Raw genomic sequence first — 14,756 nt, 5'->3', positions numbered from 1 at the left:
AGGCTTTTCATCGATGAAGCGATCCCTTGCATCCCTCCTGCTCGCGCTTGCGGCCGCGCTCCCCGTCCACGCCCAGCTGCTGACGCCGACCGCGCCGGCCGACCAGCCGCTGGACCGCATCGTGGCGGTGGTCAATGACGACGTGATCCTGCAGAGCGAACTGAACGATGCCGTGCTCTCGGTGCAACAGCAGTACGCCGGCCACGCCGACCAGTTGCCGCCGATGAACGTGCTGCAGCAGCAGGTGCTCAACCGGCTGGTGCTGATGCGCCTGCAGATCCAGAAGGCGCAGGACCAGGGCATCCACGTGTCCGACGCCGACGTCGACCAGGCGATCCAGGGCGTGGCCCAGCAGAACAAGCTCAGCCCCGAGCAGCTGCGCGCCGAGGTGGAACGCAGCGGCTCCAGCTTCGCCGCGTTCCGCGAGCAGATCGCCGACCAGATCACCGTGCAGCGGCTGCACCAGAGCGTGGTGCAGGACTCGGTTTCGGTCACCGACAGCGAGATCGACAACCTGCTCAGCAGTCCGACCTACAAGGCTGGCGAAGTGCACCTGGCGCATATCCAGATCAGCATTCCCGGCGGTGCCGACGCCGCCGCGATCCAGGCCAGCCAGGCCAAGGCCGCGCAGGCGCTGGCCGCGATCAAGGGCGGCATGGATTTCAACGCCGCCGCGATCCGCTACTCCGATGCTCCCGATGCGCTCGACGGCGGCGACCTCGGCTGGCGCCGGCTGGACGAGATTCCGCCCGCCTTCGCCGACACCATCGCCTCGATGAAGCCCGGCGACGTCAGCGCGGCGCTGCGCGGCCCGACCGGTTTCCACATCCTCAAGCTGGTCGACCAGCGCCAGAGCAGCCGCAAGCTGGTCACCGAGGTGCATGCGCGGCAGATCCTGATCAAGCCGAGCGAGCTGGTCACGCCGGCCCAGGCCGAGCAGAAGGCGCGGGACCTGTATCACCGCATCGTCGACAAGCACGAGGACTTCGCCACCCTGGCCAAGGAAAATTCCAAGGACGACACCACCGCGAACCTCGGCGGCGACATGGGCTGGTTCCCGCCGCAGGCATGGGGCCAGGCGATCGCCGTGCAACTGGGTCAGCTGAAGGACAACCAGGTGTCGCAGCCGTTCCAGAGCGCCGCCGGCTGGCACATCCTGCAGCGCCTCGGCGAACGCCAGAGCGACCAGACCGTGCAGATCGAGCGTGACCAGGCGCGCCAGGCCATTGGCACGCGCAAGTCCGAGCAGGCTTACGACGACTACCTGCGCGACCTGCGCTCCAACGCCTACATCGACATCCTGGTACCCGGGCTGCGCGAAGCGGACAGCCAGGCTGCCGCCAACTCGCCGTAAGGGCGGTTGGACGCCATGCCACTGCCCCGGCTCGCGCTGACCGCGGGCGAGCCGGCGGGCGTCGGCCCCGAACTGCTGATCCGGCTGGCCGCCACGCCGCTGGCGGCCAGCCTGGTGGCGGTCGCCGATCGCGACCTGCTGCAGCGCGCCGCCTCGCGCTGTGGCCTGAACATCGAACTGGCCGATGACGACGGCGACCGCGAAGCGGTGCGTCGCCCCGGCACGCTGCGCGTGCACCACCTTCCACTGACCGTCGACGAAGTCCCCGGCCGGCCCGATCCGCGCAACGCCCGGCACGTGCTGGATACGCTGGCCGAGGCCGCCGACGGCTGCATGGCCTGCCGCTACGACGCGGTGGTCACCGCGCCGCTGCAGAAATCCTCGATCAACGACGCCGGCATCCGTTTCAGCGGGCACACCGAATTCTTCGCCGAACGCGCGCACGCCGAGGTGGTGATGATGCTGGCCAGCCCGGAACTGCGGGTGGCGCTGGCCACCACCCACCTGCCGCTGGCGGCGGTGCCGGCGGCGATCACGCCGGCGGCGCTGGGCCGCACGCTGCGCATCGTGCACGCCGAACTGCGACGCAAGTTCGGCATCGCCGAGCCGCGCATCGCGGTGCTCGGCCTCAACCCGCACGCCGGCGAAGGTGGCCACCTTGGCCACGAGGAGATCGACACGCTGATCCCGGTACTCGACGCCTTGCGTGGCGAAGGCATGCACCTGCTCGGCCCGCTGCCCGCCGACACCGCGTTCGTGCCGGCGCAGCGCGCACGCTACGACGCGGTGCTGGCGATGTACCACGACCAGGCCCTTCCGGTGCTGAAGAGCGAGGCGTTTGACCGCACCGTGAACCTCACCCTCGGCCTGCCGTTCATCCGCACCTCGGTCGACCATGGCACCGCACTGGACCTCGCCGGTACCGGTGCCGCCGATCCGGCCAGCCTGATCGCCGCGGCGAACATGGCGCTCGCGCTGGTGCAGCGCAGAAACGAGCGCAGGGGAGTGAGCCATGATTGAAGGCAAGGCTGCCCTGCTCGTTTTCCACTCCCCTCCACTCGCTCCTGCCTCATGAACGCGCGCCCCAAGAAAAGCTTCGGCCAGCACTTCCTGCACGACCGGCGCTACATCGACCGCATCGTCAGCGCGATCGCGCCGCGGGCGGAGGACTTCGTGGTCGAAATCGGCCCCGGCGAAGGTGCGCTGACCCTCCCGCTGCTGGCGGCGGCGCGCAGGCTCACCGCCATCGAGCTGGACACCGACCTGATCCCCGGCCTGCAGGCGCGCGCCGCTGCCGCGGGCGAACTGCATGTCATCCATGCCGACGTGCTGAAGGTGGACTTCACCGCTCTGGCGCACAGCCATGGCGTGCCGAAGCTGCGCATCGCCGGCAACCTGCCGTACTACATCTCCAGCCCGATCCTGTTCCACTGCGTCGAGCATGCTGCAGCGATCCAGGACATGCACTTCATGCTGCAGAAGGAGGTGGTCGAACGCATGGCCGCCGAACCCGGCAGCAAGGTATACGGCCGACTGTCGGTGATGCTGCAGCTGGCGTGTCGGGTCGAGCCGTTGTTCGAGGTTCCGCCCGAAGCGTTCCGCCCGCCGCCGAAGGTGGAGTCCGCAGTGGTGCGGCTGCTGCCGTTGCCGGCCCACGAACTGCACGACGCGCAGCCCGAACACGTCTACGCCGTGGTCAAGGCCGCGTTCGGGCAACGCCGCAAGACGCTGGCCAATGCGCTGCGGCAATGGCTCGACGCCGACGCGATCCGCCGCGCCGACGTCGACCCGAAGGCGCGCGCCGAAACCCTCGCCCCGGCCGATTTCGTGCGCCTGGCCAGGATCTACGGCGAGTCCTGACGCCGGAAACGGCCTCCCGGTCGCGGCCGCCGCCCCATTCGCGGCGACAGGCCTTACAATCCGGGCATGACTGAAAAATCCTCCTACACGATCGACGTGCAGGTCGAAACCCGCTTCGTCCCCGACCAATCGAAGCCCGGCGACAATCGCTATGTTTTCGCCTACACCGTTACCCTGCGCAACGCCGGCAAGATGCCCGCGCGCCTGCTCGCCCGCCGCTGGATGATCACCGACGCCAACGGCAAGGTCGAGGAAGTGACCGGCGAAGGCGTGGTCGGCGAACAACCGTGGATGCGGCCCGGCGACGATTTCGAATACACCTCCGGCGCGGTGCTGGAAACTCCGGTCGGCATCATGGGCGGCAGCTACCGGATGCTGGCCGACGACGGCACGGAGTTCGAGGCCCCCATCCCGACCTTCACCCTGTCCATTCCGCGTACGCTGCACTGATGGCCCTGCGCTGACATGGCTACGTACGCGATCGGCGACGTGCAGGGCTGCTATCCCGAACTGCAACGCCTGCTCGACAAGCTGCGCTTCGACCCGACGCAGGACCGGCTGTGGTTCTGCGGCGACCTGGTGAACCGCGGCGGCCAGTCGCTGGCCACGTTGCGACTGATCCACGGCCTGCGCGAACTCAGCGTGGTTACCCTGGGCAACCATGACCTCAGCCTGCTGGCGATCGCCCAGCGCCGGCCCGATGCGCAGGCACGGGTAAACCCCGAGCTGCGCGAGGTGCTGTTCGCCGACGACGCACCGGTGCTGTTCGAGTGGCTGCGCTCGCAGAAGCTGCTGCACCACGACGAGCAGCTCAACTGGACCATGGTGCACGCCGGCCTGGCGCCGATGTGGACGTTGCGCCAGGCGCAGCGCGCCGCACAGGACGTAGAGCGCGAGCTGTCCAGCCCGCGCCATCCGCGATTGCTGCACAACCTGTTCGGCAACCGGCCGGCGATGTGGTCGAGCCGGCTGCAGGGACTGGACCGCCAGCGCGCCACCATCAACACGATGACCCGGATGCGCTACTGCGACGTCAACGGCCGCATCGACTTCGAGGCGAAAGGCATCCCCGGCACGCAGAAAGCCGGATTGTATCCGTGGTTCGAGGTCCCCGGCATGCGCCGGCGCGACACCCGCATCGTCTGCGGCCATTGGTCGGCGCTGGGCCGCTTCGCCGGCCTCGGCGTGCACGCGATCGACACCGGCTGCGTCTGGGGCGGCCAACTCACCGCCCTGCAACTGGACGGGGAGGAGCCGCGCTATTTCACCGTCAATGCCGAGCCGCACCGCAAGCGGCCGCCGGGCGGCGAGGACTGAAGCGCGGAGAACGCGTGAAAAGATGCAGGCGGAGAAAGCAGGCCGAGCGGCTTTTTCCCGCTCCCCGCTCCCCCTCACTCACTCCTTAGGGCTTTCCGCTCAGGTCAGCTGGCCGTGGCAATGCTTGTACTTCTTGCCCGAGCCGCACGGGCACGGATCGTTGCGGCCGACCTTGGGGCCGGCATGCTGCGCCGGCTGGGCCAGGCGCACGCCGGCGCCGGCGGCGGGCTGCGCCTCGCCGCCGAACGCGCCTTCCGCCGGCGCGCCGCCGCCGCTGGCCAGCATCTGCTTCTGCAGGCGATCGGCCAGGCGCCGCTGCTCGGCCTCCATCGCGGCGACTTCCTCCTCGCTGCGGATGCGGATCCGCGCCAGCATCTGTATCACTTCGGCCTTGATCCGCTCGAGCATGCCGGAAAACAGCTTGAACGACTCGCGCTTGAACGCCTGTTTCGGGTCCTGCTGCGCGTAGCCGACCAGGTAGATACCCTGGCGCAGGTAATCCATGCTGGCCAGGTGATCCTTCCAGGCGTTGTCGACCACGGTCAACATGATGTGCTTTTCCAGCTGGCGCATGGTTTCGGCGCCGATCTGCGCCTCCTTCGCCTGGAACAGCTCGTCCACCGCGCCGCGCACGTGCTCGAGGATCATCTTCGCGTCGATCTCCTGCTGCTGCTCGACCCAGTGCTTGAGGTCGAGCGACAGGCCAAGCTCGCTTTCCAGCTCGCGGTCGAGGCCGGGCAGATCCCACTGCTCGTCGATGCTGTCGTCCGGCACATACGCGCGCACCATGCTCTGCACCACATCGTCGCGGATGTCGGCGACAGTGGCCTGCACATCGTCGCCATCGAGCAGCTCGTCGCGCTGGCGATAGATCACCTTGCGCTGGTCGTTGGCGACGTTGTCGAACTCCAGCAGGTGCTTGCGGATGTCGAAGTTGTGCTGCTCGACCTTGCGCTGCGCCTTCTCGATCTGCCGGCTGATCATGCGGTCTTCCAGCGCGTCGTCGTCCTTCATGCCGAAGCGCTTCATCCAGCGCACCAGGCCCTCGCCGCCGAAGATGCGCAGCAGGTTGTCTTCCAGCGACAGGTAGAAGCGCGAGGAACCCGGGTCGCCCTGGCGGCCGGAACGGCCGCGCAACTGGTTGTCGATGCGCCGCGACTCGTGCCGCTCGGTGCCGATGATGTGCAGGCCGCCGGCGGCGACCACCTGGTCGTGCAATTTCTTCCACTCGGCCTTGACGCGGGCGCGGTCGACCTCGCTGGCATCCGCCGGCAGCGCCGCCAGCGCCGCCTCCAGGCTGCCGCCGAGCACGATGTCGGTGCCGCGGCCGGCCATGTTGGTGGCGATGGTGACCTGGCCGGGCGCACCGGCCTGGGCCACGATGTGCGCCTCGCGCTCATGCTGCTTGGCGTTCAGCACCTCATGCGCCACGCCGGCCTTCTTCAGCAGACCGGACAGCAGTTCGGACACCTCGATCGAGGTGGTGCCCACCAGCACCGGCTGGCCGCGCTTGTGGCAATCTTTGATGTCCTCGATCACCGAGTTGTACTTCGGCGTCTGCGACAGGAAGATCATGTCCGGGTTGTCCTTGCGGATCATCGGCTTGTGGGTGGGGATCACCACCACCTCCAGGCCGTAGATGCTCTGGAACTCGAACGCCTCGGTGTCGGCCGTGCCGGTCATGCCGGCCAGCTTCTTGTACATGCGGAACAGGTTCTGGAACGTCACCGTGGCCAGCGTCTGGTTCTCGCGCTGGATCGGCACGCCCTCCTTCGCCTCCACCGCCTGATGCAGGCCGTCCGACCAGCGGCGGCCCGGCAGCGTGCGGCCGGTGAACTCGTCGACGATGATCACCTCGCCGTCGCGCACGATGTAGTCCACGTCGCGCTGGTAGATGCCGTTGGCGCGCAGCGCGGCGTTGAGGTGATGCACCACCGCCAGGTTCTTGGAGTCGTACAGGCCGCTGTCCGCGTCGATCACGCCGGCCTCGCGCAGCAGCTCGTCGGCGTGCTGCATGCCCGCCTCGGACAGGTGCACCTGCTTCTGCTTCTCGTCGACCCAGTAGTCGCCCTCGCCGTTCTCCTCGGCCTGGCGCAGCATGTGCGGCACGATCTTGTTCACCGCGATGTACAGCTGCGGGGAATCCTCGGCCGGGCCGGAGATGATCAGCGGCGTGCGTGCCTCGTCGATCAGGATCGAGTCGACTTCGTCGACGATCGCGTAGTGCAGGCCGCGCTGGTAGCGCTGCTCCTTGCTGAGCGCCATGTTGTCGCGCAGGTAGTCGAAGCCGAATTCGTTGTTGGTGCCGTAGGTGATGTCGGCGGCGTAGGCGGCGTGCTTGTCGGCGTGGTCCATGCCCGGATACACCACGCCCACGCTCAGGCCGAGGAAGTTGTACAGCTTGCCCATCTGGGCCGAGTCGCGCCGCGCCAGGTAGTCGTTCACGGTGACCACGTGCACGCCCTTGCCGGCCAGCGCATTCAGGTAGACCGGCAGCGTGCCGACCAGGGTCTTGCCCTCGCCGGTGCGCATCTCGGCGATCTTGCCTTGATGCAGCACCATGCCGCCGATCATCTGCACGTCGTAATGGCGCATGCCCAGGGTGCGCTTGGCCGCCTCGCGCACCACCGCGAATGCCTCCGGCAGCAGCTTGTCCAGCGATTCGCCGGCGGCGACACGCTGCTTGAACGCATCGGTCTTGCCGCGCAGTTCGTCATCGCTCAGCTTTTCGAATTCGGGCTCCAGCGCATTGATGCGGTTGACACTCTTGGAAAGCTGGCGCAATACGCGTTCGTTGCGGCTGCCAAACAGGCTCGTCAGGGCACGATTGAACATCGATTTTCCGGGTTGGGAGTGAAATGCCTGCGGCGGACGCGGGCCAATCGGGCATGTTACTACATGCCAACCGGGCGCCGCCCGCGGGCCGGTTACGCCGCGCGCGGTTGGCCGGTCAAGCCGCAGCGCCACTCTGAATGGCGCCGGCCGGGGCGGGATTCAAGGGATGGCAAGGCGGGGGAGGCGGCGTCAACGGTGATTGCGCACGAACGCCAGCGGATTGACCACGCGCCCGCCGTACCAGACCTCGAAATGCACGTGCGACCCGGTGGAACGGCCGGTGGAGCCGGCCCGGGCCACCACGTCGCCCACCTGCACATGCTGGCCGGGGCGCGCCACCAGCGCGCTGTTGTGCGCGTAGCGGGTCATGTAGCCGTTGCCGTGGTCGATCTCGACCACGTTGCCATAGCCCTTGCGCACGCCGGCGAAGGTCACCATGCCTTCGGCCACGGTGTGCACTGCCGTGCCGTAGGGGGTCGAGATATCGATGCCGGTGTGCCGCGCCGAGCGACCGTCGAACGGATCCGCGCGCACGCCGAAATAGGAAGAGATATAGCCAGCCACCGGCATCCCGGTCGGCTTCAGGTTGGACTCGATCCGGGCATCCAGCAGCAGGCTCTGCAACGCCGACAGCTGCGCCTGCTGCCGATCGAACTGGCTGGCCAGCTGGTTGATGCTGTCATCCAGCGCAGGCGGCAGGGCATAGGCGCTGCTGCCGGCGTCCTCGGCGCCGCCGACCGCCGGCTGCTGGTCGAAATCGAATTCGCCGTCGTCGAGCTTGCCCACCTCGGCCAGACGTTCACCAAGCGCGTTCAGGCGGGTCGACTGGGCTTGCAGCTGACCCAGCTTCACGGCCAACGCATCGAGCCCGCGCTGGGCCTCCTGGCGTACACCGGTCAAATCGGCGTCCTGCTGCCGGATCTGCCGCTGCAGGTCGCGGATCTCGGCCAGCGCCCGGTCACGCGGACTGGCCACCAGCACGGCCAGCGCCACACCCATTCCCATGCACCCGAGTACCGCCAGCGCGGCTGCCGAGAACAGCTTCCAGCGCAGGCGACGGTCCGCCAGGTCGAGAGTCTTCGGCAGTTTGCGGGCGCGCGATACGAGTATGATCTGCATGTCTTTCCAGGGTCGAATTCCGGCATGCAACGCGCCACCCCGGCCACTTCCCGCCGCATCGGCAACGGACCGAAGCCCCTCGCCGACTGCGGCTCCTTCGCGACGCTGGCCCGAAAGGCCGACGCGCTGGAAGCGCTGGACCGCGCACTGCGCCAGACGTTGCCATCGCCGTTGCGCGAGCAGGTGAGATTCGCCAACCTGCGCAACGACCGCCTCGTCTTCCTGGCTTCCTCACCGGGCTGGGCATCGCGCCTGCGCTTGATGCAGACGCAAATCCTTGCCGCCGCACATGCCATCGGCACCTGCGCCAGTTCAGTCACCGTGAAAGTGGTCCCCCCACCGCCGGCAGTTGAAGCGCCGGACCGGTCGAAACCGCTTTCGCCTGCTGCCGCCGCCCACCTCAGGGCCGCCGCCGCGTCATTCACAGACCCCGAATTGCGGGCGCTGTTCGTTGAGCTGGCGTCCTTCGCCGAAACCGCTGATTCCCCCTCGCCCGGCACGGACTGAACGGTGCGCCCTGCATGCCGGTGGCGGTTTTATAGCATGCAATTTGTTAAGAAATGATCCGGCATGTCATGGAGGCGTGAACCGCGACGCGACCGAAACGCGGTTGCCATCACAAAAAAAGGCCGTGTCGCGCGACACGGCCTTTTTTTGTGATGGCTTTGTGGAAAAGCGGCTTCTTCAGATCGCCTGCGCCGGGTGGGCGTAGGAGATCGGCGAGGTGGCCGGGTCGTCCTGGTAGCTGACCTCTTCCCACGCCGAGGCGTCGGCCATAAGCGTGCGCAGCAGCTTGTTGTTCAGCTCGTGGCCGGACTTGTGCGCGTGGTACGCGCCGATCAGGCTGTGGCCGAGCAGGTACAGATCACCGATCGCGTCGAGGATCTTGTGCTTGACGAACTCGTCCTCGTAACGCAGGCCGTCTTCGTTCAGCACGCGGTAGTCGTCGAGCACCACCGCGTTGTCCATCGAGCCGCCCAGCGCCAGGTTGTGTTCGCGCAGCATCTCGATGTCGCGCATGAAGCCGAAGGTGCGGGCGCGGCTAACTTCCTTCACGAAGGAAGTGGTGGAGAAGTCGATCTCGGCGCGTGAGGTGCGCTGGCTGATGATCGGATGGTTGAAGTCGATCGAGAAGCCGACCTTGAAGCCCTCGAACGGCTCGAAACTGGCCCACTTGTCGCCTTCCTGCACTTTCACCGACTTCTTGATCCGGATGAAGCGCTTGGCCACGTTCTGCTCTTCGATGCCGGCGGACTGCAGCAGGAACACGAACGGGCCGGCGCTGCCGTCCATGATCGGCACTTCCGGCGCGGAGAGGTCGACATAGGCGTTGTCGATGCCCAGGCCTGCCATCGCCGAGAGCAGATGCTCGACCGTGGAGACGCGCACGTCGCCGTCGACCAGCGTGGTCGACAACCGGGTATCGCCGACGTTGTCCTGGCGGGCGCGAATATCGACCGGCGGATCGAGGTCGGTGCGGCGGAACACGATGCCGGTATTTGGCGCGGCGGGGCGCAAGGTCATGTACACCTTGTCACCCGTGTGCAAGCCGACGCCGGTCGCCCGGATAATGTTCTTGAGCGTACGCTGCTTGATCATTGTAGTTGGTACCCGTGTAGGCAGCAGCCAATCAGGAGCGGATGCTAACACAGTTTTAACCTGCGATAAAAGCAAACCGTACCGTACAGTCTGATTAAGCCTTCATGTTTCTTTCATCCTTGAAAGCTGGCGCGCGTCCACCGTGGTTTCCCGATGAAGCGACGGTTCGACACGACGCCCCGTGCCTGGGACGGGAATCCGGCACGGGGCATCGGACCGGCCGCGACGGCAAGCCGCGGCGACTGGCCGTGCGCCATCCAGACGCACAGTCTTTGTTGCTGCATGGCCGCGAACGGCCGGCCTGTCGGCCAATCCCGACCTGCCCCGCATGCCGCGCGATCCGGCCAATGGCCGCCGGTGCGGCACGATGGGAGTAGTGACCTGCCCAACGGGCGTTCGTTCAATACTTTCGCATCTCCTTAACCAGTGCAAGCTGCCGGAAGGCTACCTGCGGTCAATCGGCTTGGCGGCGCAGGAAGGCCGGGATATCCAGGTAGTCGAAGCCAGGCTCGGTACTCTTCGCCGGCGCCGCAGGTTCCGCACGACCGTGGCCCACCGCCATCTCCGGCTGTGCATAATCGACCACCTCGTTGCCGGTGCCGGTACGCAGCACCACCGGCCGCGGCCGCATCTGCACCTGCTGGGTCTCGACCATGCGGATCGGCGGCTGCTGGCGCGAGGCCATGGCCCGGTTGAGGCCGGTGGCGACCACGGTGACGCGCACGTCGTCCTTCATTTCCGGGTCGAGCGAGGTGCCCATCACCACGGTGGCGTCCTCGCTGGCGAAGTCGTGGATGATCCGCCCGATTTCGTCAAATTCGCGCATGGTCAGGTTCGGGCCGGCGGTGACGTTGACCAGGATGCCGCAGGCGCCGTTGAGGTTGACGTCCTCCAGCAGCGGGTTCTTGATCGCCGCCTCGGCCGCCGCCTGGGCGCGGTCGTCACCGCGGGCGGTGCCCGAGCCCATCATGGCCAGGCCCATTTCCGACATCACGGTGCGCACGTCGGCGAAGTCGACGTTGATCAGGCCGGGCGCGGTGATCAGGTCGGCGATGCCCTGCACGGCGCCCTGCAGCACGTCGTTGGCGGCCTTGAACGCGTTGAGCAGGGTCACTTCACGGCCGAGCACGCTGAGCAGCTTCTCGTTGGGCACGGTGATCAGCGAATCGACGTGCTGGGACAGATCCTCGATGCCCTTCAGCGCGACCTGCATGCGCCGGCGGCCCTCGAACGGGAACGGCTTGGTCACCACCGCCACGGTGAGGATGCCCTTCTCCTTGGCCAGCTGCGCCACCACCGGCGCCGCGCCGGTACCGGTGCCGCCGCCCATGCCGGCGGTGATGAACACCATGTCGGCACCTTCGAGCATCGCCTCGATCCGTTCGCGATCCTCCAGCGCGGCCTGGCGGCCGACCTCGGGGTTCGCGCCGGCGCCGAGACCCTTGGTCACGTTCGCACCCAGCTGCAGGTGGGTACGCGAACCACAGTTGGACATCGCCTGCGCGTCGGTGTTGGCGACGACGAATTCCACGCCTTCGATGTTGGCATTGAGCATGTGCGCCACGGCATTGCCGCCGCCGCCGCCCACGCCGATCACCTTGATGACTGCATTGGGTGCGAGTTTATCGATCAGTTCAAACATTTCCCGTCCTCCGTAGAGTTGTTGTCGTTTTAACCATGGATGGCGACTCCTGTCGGTCCATGGTGGTGGGCGGATCTCCCTCCGCCCGTGGCGACGCCTCCTGCGTCGCCGGAATCGTGTTGCTCAGAAATTTCTGGTGAGCCAGCCGCGCAACTTGCCGACCAGGCCGCCGACGCTGCCGCCGCCCGCGCCGCCCACGCGCATGCCGCCGGCGCGCGCGCCATGCAGCAGCAGGCCCACGCCGGTGGCGTGCAGCGGGCTGGACACCACTTCGCCGAGGCCCTCGATCTGCTGCGGCACGCCGATGCGCACCATCTTGTGGAAGATCTCCTCGGCCAGCTCGAGCGCGCCTTCCATCTTCGAGGCGCCGCCGGTCAGCACCACGCCGGCGGCCACCATGCTTTCGTAGCCGGAGCGGCGCAGTTCGTTCTGCACCATCTCGAAGATTTCCTCGTAGCGCGCCTGCACGCTCTGCGCCAGCGACTGCCGGGCGAGCCGGCGCGGCGGGCGGTCGCCCACGCTCGGTACCTGGATGGTTTCCTCGGCATGCGCCAACCCGGTCTGCGCGCAGGCGTACTTGATCTTGATTTCCTCCGCGTGCGCGGTCGGTGTGTGCACGCCGTAGGCGATGTCGCTGGTGACCTGGTCGCCGCCGACCGGCAGCGAGACGGTGTAGCGGATCGAACCCTGGGTGTAGATCGCGATGTCGGTCGTGCCGGCGCCGATGTCGACCAGGCACACGCCCAGCTCGCGCTCGTCGTCGGTCAGCACTGCCTTGGCGCTGGCCACCGCCGACGGCACCAGCTCGTCCACGGTGAGGCCGCAGCGCTGGATGCACTTGGTGACGTTCTGCACCGCCGCCGCCGCGCCGGTGACCAGGTGCACGTTCGCCTCCAGCCGCACGCCGCTCATGCCGATCGGCGCGCGGATGCCGTCCTGGCCGTCGATGCGGTATTCCTGCGACTCCTTGTAGAGCACCTTGCGGTCGGCCGGGATCGCCACCGCGCTGGCCGCCTCCAGCACCTGCTCCAGGTCGCTGGCGGTGACTTCGCGGTCGCGGATCGCTGCGTTGCCGTGCGAGTTGCGGGTTTCCAGGTGGCTGCCGGAGATCGAGGCGTAGACCGAGCGGATGTCGCAGCCGGCCATCAGTTCGGCCTCTTCCACCGCGCGCTGGATCGAGTGCACGGTCGATTCGATGTCGACCACCGAACCGCGCTTCATGCCGCGCGACACGTGGGTGCCGATGCCGATCACGGTGATCGGTTCGCCCGGCTCGTACTCGCCGACGATCGCCACCACCTTCGAGGTGCCGATGTCGAGCCCGACTACCAGTTGCTTGTCGTTGCGCGGCTTCATGAGCGGGGCGAACCTCCTGCGTTGACGGCGGCCGTCTGCGGCCAGCGCACGGCGAATCCATTGGTGTAGCGAAGATCGGCGTAGACGAAGCCGTCGCTGCGGCCGGCGATCAGCTGCGGGTAGACGTCGAGGAAGCGGCGCAGCCGGCGCCCGGCGTACTCGCGGTCGCCGATCACGATCTGCGCGCCGTCCGCCATGCTCACGCTCCAGCTGCCGCGTTCGGTCAGCGCCACGCCGGTGATCTGCAGGTGGGTGCCGGCAAACGCCTTGCGGGTTTCCGCATAGAAGCTGACCACTTCGGCCAGCCGCGCATCCGGGCCATGCAGGCTCGGCAGCGCGCCGACGTCGTCCATGCCCGGCGCCTCGAACACCAGACCCTGCCGACTGATCAGCTGCCTGTCGTTCCAGCGGGCGAACGGCTGGCGCTCGTAGATGCGCAACTGCAGAGTGTCCGGCCAGCGCTTGCGCGCCTCGACCGATTCCACCCACGGCAACGCGGCCACCGCCTTCTGCACTGCGTCGAGATCCAGCGCGAAGAAGCCCTTGCCCAGCCGCGGCCGCACCGCGGCGCGGATGTCGTCCGCGCTGACATGCTTGAACTCGGCCTGCACGGTCAGCTGGGTCACCGGCCAGCGCCCGGCGGCGAACCATCCGCGCAGCACGCCGACGATCGGCAGCGCGACCAGCGCAATGGCCAGACACCAGGCGACGAGGCGGACGGTTCCCTTCACGTGCCCTCCCGGAAACTGGTTTCCAGCACGCGCCAGCACAGTTCCTGGTAGTCGACGCCGGCGGCCCTGGCGGCCTTCGGCACCAGCGAGTGCGAGGTCATGCCCGGCGCGGTGTTCACTTCCAGCAGCCAGTTGCGGCCGCTGCGGTCGCGCATCACGTCGACGCGGCCCCAGCCGTCACAACCCAGTGCATCGAACGCGGCCAGCGCCAGCGCGCGCAGCTCCGCCTCGGCGGCGCCTTCGAGGCCGGGGCACAGGTACTGCGTGTCCTCGGCGATGTACTTCGCGTTGTAGTCGTAGAAAGCGCCCTTCGGCACGATGTGGATGGACGGCAGTACCTGGCGGCCGAGGATGGCGACGGTCAGCTCGCCGCCTTCGATCAGGGCTTCCATCAGCAGGTCGCCGGGATACTTCGCGGCCAGTTCGACCGCCTGGTCCAGCTGCGCTTCCTCGAACACGCGGGTGACGCCCACGCTGGAGCCTTCGCAGGCCGGTTTCACGATCAGCGGAAAGCCCACCTGCTTCGCCGCCGCGTGCACCGCCTGCGCATCGGCGCCGCGCGGCAGCGCCACGAATTCCGGCGTCGGCAGGCCGAGCGACTGCCACACGCGCTTCGAACGCGGCTTGTCCATCGACAGCGCCGAGCCGAGCACGCCCGAGCCGGTGTACGGCACGCCCAGCGCCTCCAGCGCACCCTGCAGCACGCCGTCCTCGCCACCGCCGTGCTGGCCGTGCAGGATGTTGAACACGCGCGCGAAGCCGCCGCTGCGCAGCGCGTCGAGCAGCGCGGGGATGCCGTCGACCGCATGCGCGTCCACGCCGCGTGCCCTGAGCGCTTCCAGCACGTTGCGGCCGGAGTCCAGCGAGACTTCACGCTCGGCCGAGCTGCCGCCCATCACCACGGCGACGCGACCGAACCGGGCAGGGTCTGTCACCTTCATGC

At 67.7% G+C, this 14,756-nt stretch carries 13 protein-coding genes; 6 read left to right on the top strand and 7 right to left on the bottom strand.

The genetic code is table 11. The features are described 5' to 3' along the window. Positions 1-13: 13 nt before the first annotated feature. The 5 genes from R5H19_RS02630 (at position 14) to R5H19_RS02610 (ending at position 4,531) form a co-directional block, all read left to right on the top strand. Complete coding sequence (locus R5H19_RS02630) at positions 14-1,354, top strand: peptidylprolyl isomerase (RefSeq protein ID WP_318157416.1); 1,341 nt, start codon at positions 14-16, stop codon at positions 1,352-1,354. 15 nt (positions 1,355-1,369) lie between these two features. Further along, positions 1,370-2,374, top strand: coding sequence for a 4-hydroxythreonine-4-phosphate dehydrogenase PdxA (gene pdxA, locus R5H19_RS02625; RefSeq protein ID WP_318157415.1), 1,005 nt, complete (start codon positions 1,370-1,372; stop codon positions 2,372-2,374). 51 nt (positions 2,375-2,425) lie between these two features. Beyond that, positions 2,426-3,214, top strand: a complete 789-nt coding sequence (gene rsmA, locus R5H19_RS02620; RefSeq protein WP_318157414.1) for a 16S rRNA (adenine(1518)-N(6)/adenine(1519)-N(6))-dimethyltransferase RsmA — start codon at positions 2,426-2,428, stop codon at positions 3,212-3,214. Between the two features lie 66 nt (positions 3,215-3,280). Further along, positions 3,281-3,664 (top strand): Co2+/Mg2+ efflux protein ApaG, encoded by a 384-nt coding sequence (apaG, locus tag R5H19_RS02615; RefSeq protein ID WP_318157413.1) that lies wholly within the window; start codon positions 3,281-3,283, stop codon positions 3,662-3,664. Between the two features lie 15 nt (positions 3,665-3,679). Next, positions 3,680-4,531 carry a symmetrical bis(5'-nucleosyl)-tetraphosphatase gene (locus tag R5H19_RS02610; RefSeq protein ID WP_318157412.1) on the top strand — a complete coding sequence of 284 codons (852 nt, stop codon included), beginning with the start codon at positions 3,680-3,682 and terminating at the stop codon, positions 4,529-4,531. 99 nt (positions 4,532-4,630) lie between these two features. Here R5H19_RS02610 and secA read toward each other — a convergent pair whose 3' ends face one another. Both secA and R5H19_RS02600 read right to left on the bottom strand, forming a co-directional pair. Then, positions 4,631-7,366: a preprotein translocase subunit SecA gene (gene secA, locus R5H19_RS02605; RefSeq protein WP_318157411.1), complete on the bottom strand. Its 2,736-nt coding sequence runs from the start codon at positions 7,364-7,366 to the stop codon at positions 4,631-4,633. A 189-nt stretch (positions 7,367-7,555) separates the two neighbouring features. Beyond that, entirely contained in the window at positions 7,556-8,485 is a 930-nt protein-coding gene (locus R5H19_RS02600) for a peptidoglycan DD-metalloendopeptidase family protein (RefSeq protein ID WP_318157410.1), read from the bottom strand. A gap of 24 nt (positions 8,486-8,509) precedes the next feature. On the opposite strand from R5H19_RS02600, the gene R5H19_RS02595 reads away from it, so the two are divergent. Next, complete coding sequence (locus tag R5H19_RS02595; RefSeq protein ID WP_318157409.1) at positions 8,510-8,992, top strand: DUF721 domain-containing protein; 483 nt, start codon at positions 8,510-8,512, stop codon at positions 8,990-8,992. Between the two features lie 177 nt (positions 8,993-9,169). Here R5H19_RS02595 and lpxC read toward each other — a convergent pair whose 3' ends face one another. From lpxC to R5H19_RS02570, 5 genes are all read right to left on the bottom strand, one after another. After that, positions 9,170-10,084, bottom strand: coding sequence for a UDP-3-O-acyl-N-acetylglucosamine deacetylase (gene lpxC, locus R5H19_RS02590; RefSeq protein ID WP_318157408.1), 915 nt, complete (start codon positions 10,082-10,084; stop codon positions 9,170-9,172). 454 nt (positions 10,085-10,538) lie between these two features. Then, complete coding sequence (gene ftsZ / locus R5H19_RS02585; protein ID WP_318157407.1) at positions 10,539-11,726, bottom strand: cell division protein FtsZ; 1,188 nt, start codon at positions 11,724-11,726, stop codon at positions 10,539-10,541. Positions 11,727-11,849: 123 nt separating this feature from the next. After that, on the bottom strand, positions 11,850-13,082 hold the full coding sequence (ftsA, locus tag R5H19_RS02580; RefSeq protein WP_318157406.1) for a cell division protein FtsA: 1,233 nt from the start codon (positions 13,080-13,082) through the stop codon (positions 11,850-11,852). Continuing rightward, positions 13,079-13,813 carry a cell division protein FtsQ/DivIB gene (locus R5H19_RS02575; RefSeq protein ID WP_318157405.1) on the bottom strand — a complete coding sequence of 245 codons (735 nt, stop codon included), beginning with the start codon at positions 13,811-13,813 and terminating at the stop codon, positions 13,079-13,081. Before R5H19_RS02575 ends, ftsA begins: the two co-directional genes overlap by 4 nt. Continuing rightward, positions 13,810-14,754 (bottom strand): D-alanine--D-alanine ligase, encoded by a 945-nt coding sequence (locus tag R5H19_RS02570; protein WP_318157404.1) that lies wholly within the window; start codon positions 14,752-14,754, stop codon positions 13,810-13,812. Before R5H19_RS02570 ends, R5H19_RS02575 begins: the two co-directional genes overlap by 4 nt. Positions 14,755-14,756: the final 2 nt, after the last annotated feature.

Origin of the sequence: Rhodanobacter sp. KK11, assembly GCF_033345435.1 — a bacterium.
Taxonomy (GTDB): domain Bacteria; phylum Pseudomonadota; class Gammaproteobacteria; order Xanthomonadales; family Rhodanobacteraceae; genus Rhodanobacter.
This window is presented reverse-complemented; position numbering and strand designations above follow the sequence as displayed.

Coding starts and splice junctions, on each gene's coding strand:
- apaG (WP_318157413.1), top strand. CDS start 3,281: ATGACTGAAAAATCCTCCTACACGATCGACGTGCAGGTCGAAACCCGC.
- lpxC (WP_318157408.1), bottom strand. CDS start 10,084: ATGATCAAGCAGCGTACGCTCAAGAACATTATCCGGGCGACCGGCGTC.
- rsmA (WP_318157414.1), top strand. CDS start 2,426: ATGAACGCGCGCCCCAAGAAAAGCTTCGGCCAGCACTTCCTGCACGAC.
- R5H19_RS02610 (WP_318157412.1), top strand. CDS start 3,680: ATGGCTACGTACGCGATCGGCGACGTGCAGGGCTGCTATCCCGAACTG.
- ftsA (WP_318157406.1), bottom strand. CDS start 13,082: ATGAAGCCGCGCAACGACAAGCAACTGGTAGTCGGGCTCGACATCGGC.
- R5H19_RS02570 (WP_318157404.1), bottom strand. CDS start 14,754: ATGAAGGTGACAGACCCTGCCCGGTTCGGTCGCGTCGCCGTGGTGATG.
- pdxA (WP_318157415.1), top strand. CDS start 1,370: ATGCCACTGCCCCGGCTCGCGCTGACCGCGGGCGAGCCGGCGGGCGTC.
- R5H19_RS02595 (WP_318157409.1), top strand. CDS start 8,510: ATGCAACGCGCCACCCCGGCCACTTCCCGCCGCATCGGCAACGGACCG.
- R5H19_RS02630 (WP_318157416.1), top strand. CDS start 14: ATGAAGCGATCCCTTGCATCCCTCCTGCTCGCGCTTGCGGCCGCGCTC.
- secA (WP_318157411.1), bottom strand. CDS start 7,366: ATGTTCAATCGTGCCCTGACGAGCCTGTTTGGCAGCCGCAACGAACGC.
- R5H19_RS02600 (WP_318157410.1), bottom strand. CDS start 8,485: ATGCAGATCATACTCGTATCGCGCGCCCGCAAACTGCCGAAGACTCTC.
- ftsZ (WP_318157407.1), bottom strand. CDS start 11,726: ATGTTTGAACTGATCGATAAACTCGCACCCAATGCAGTCATCAAGGTG.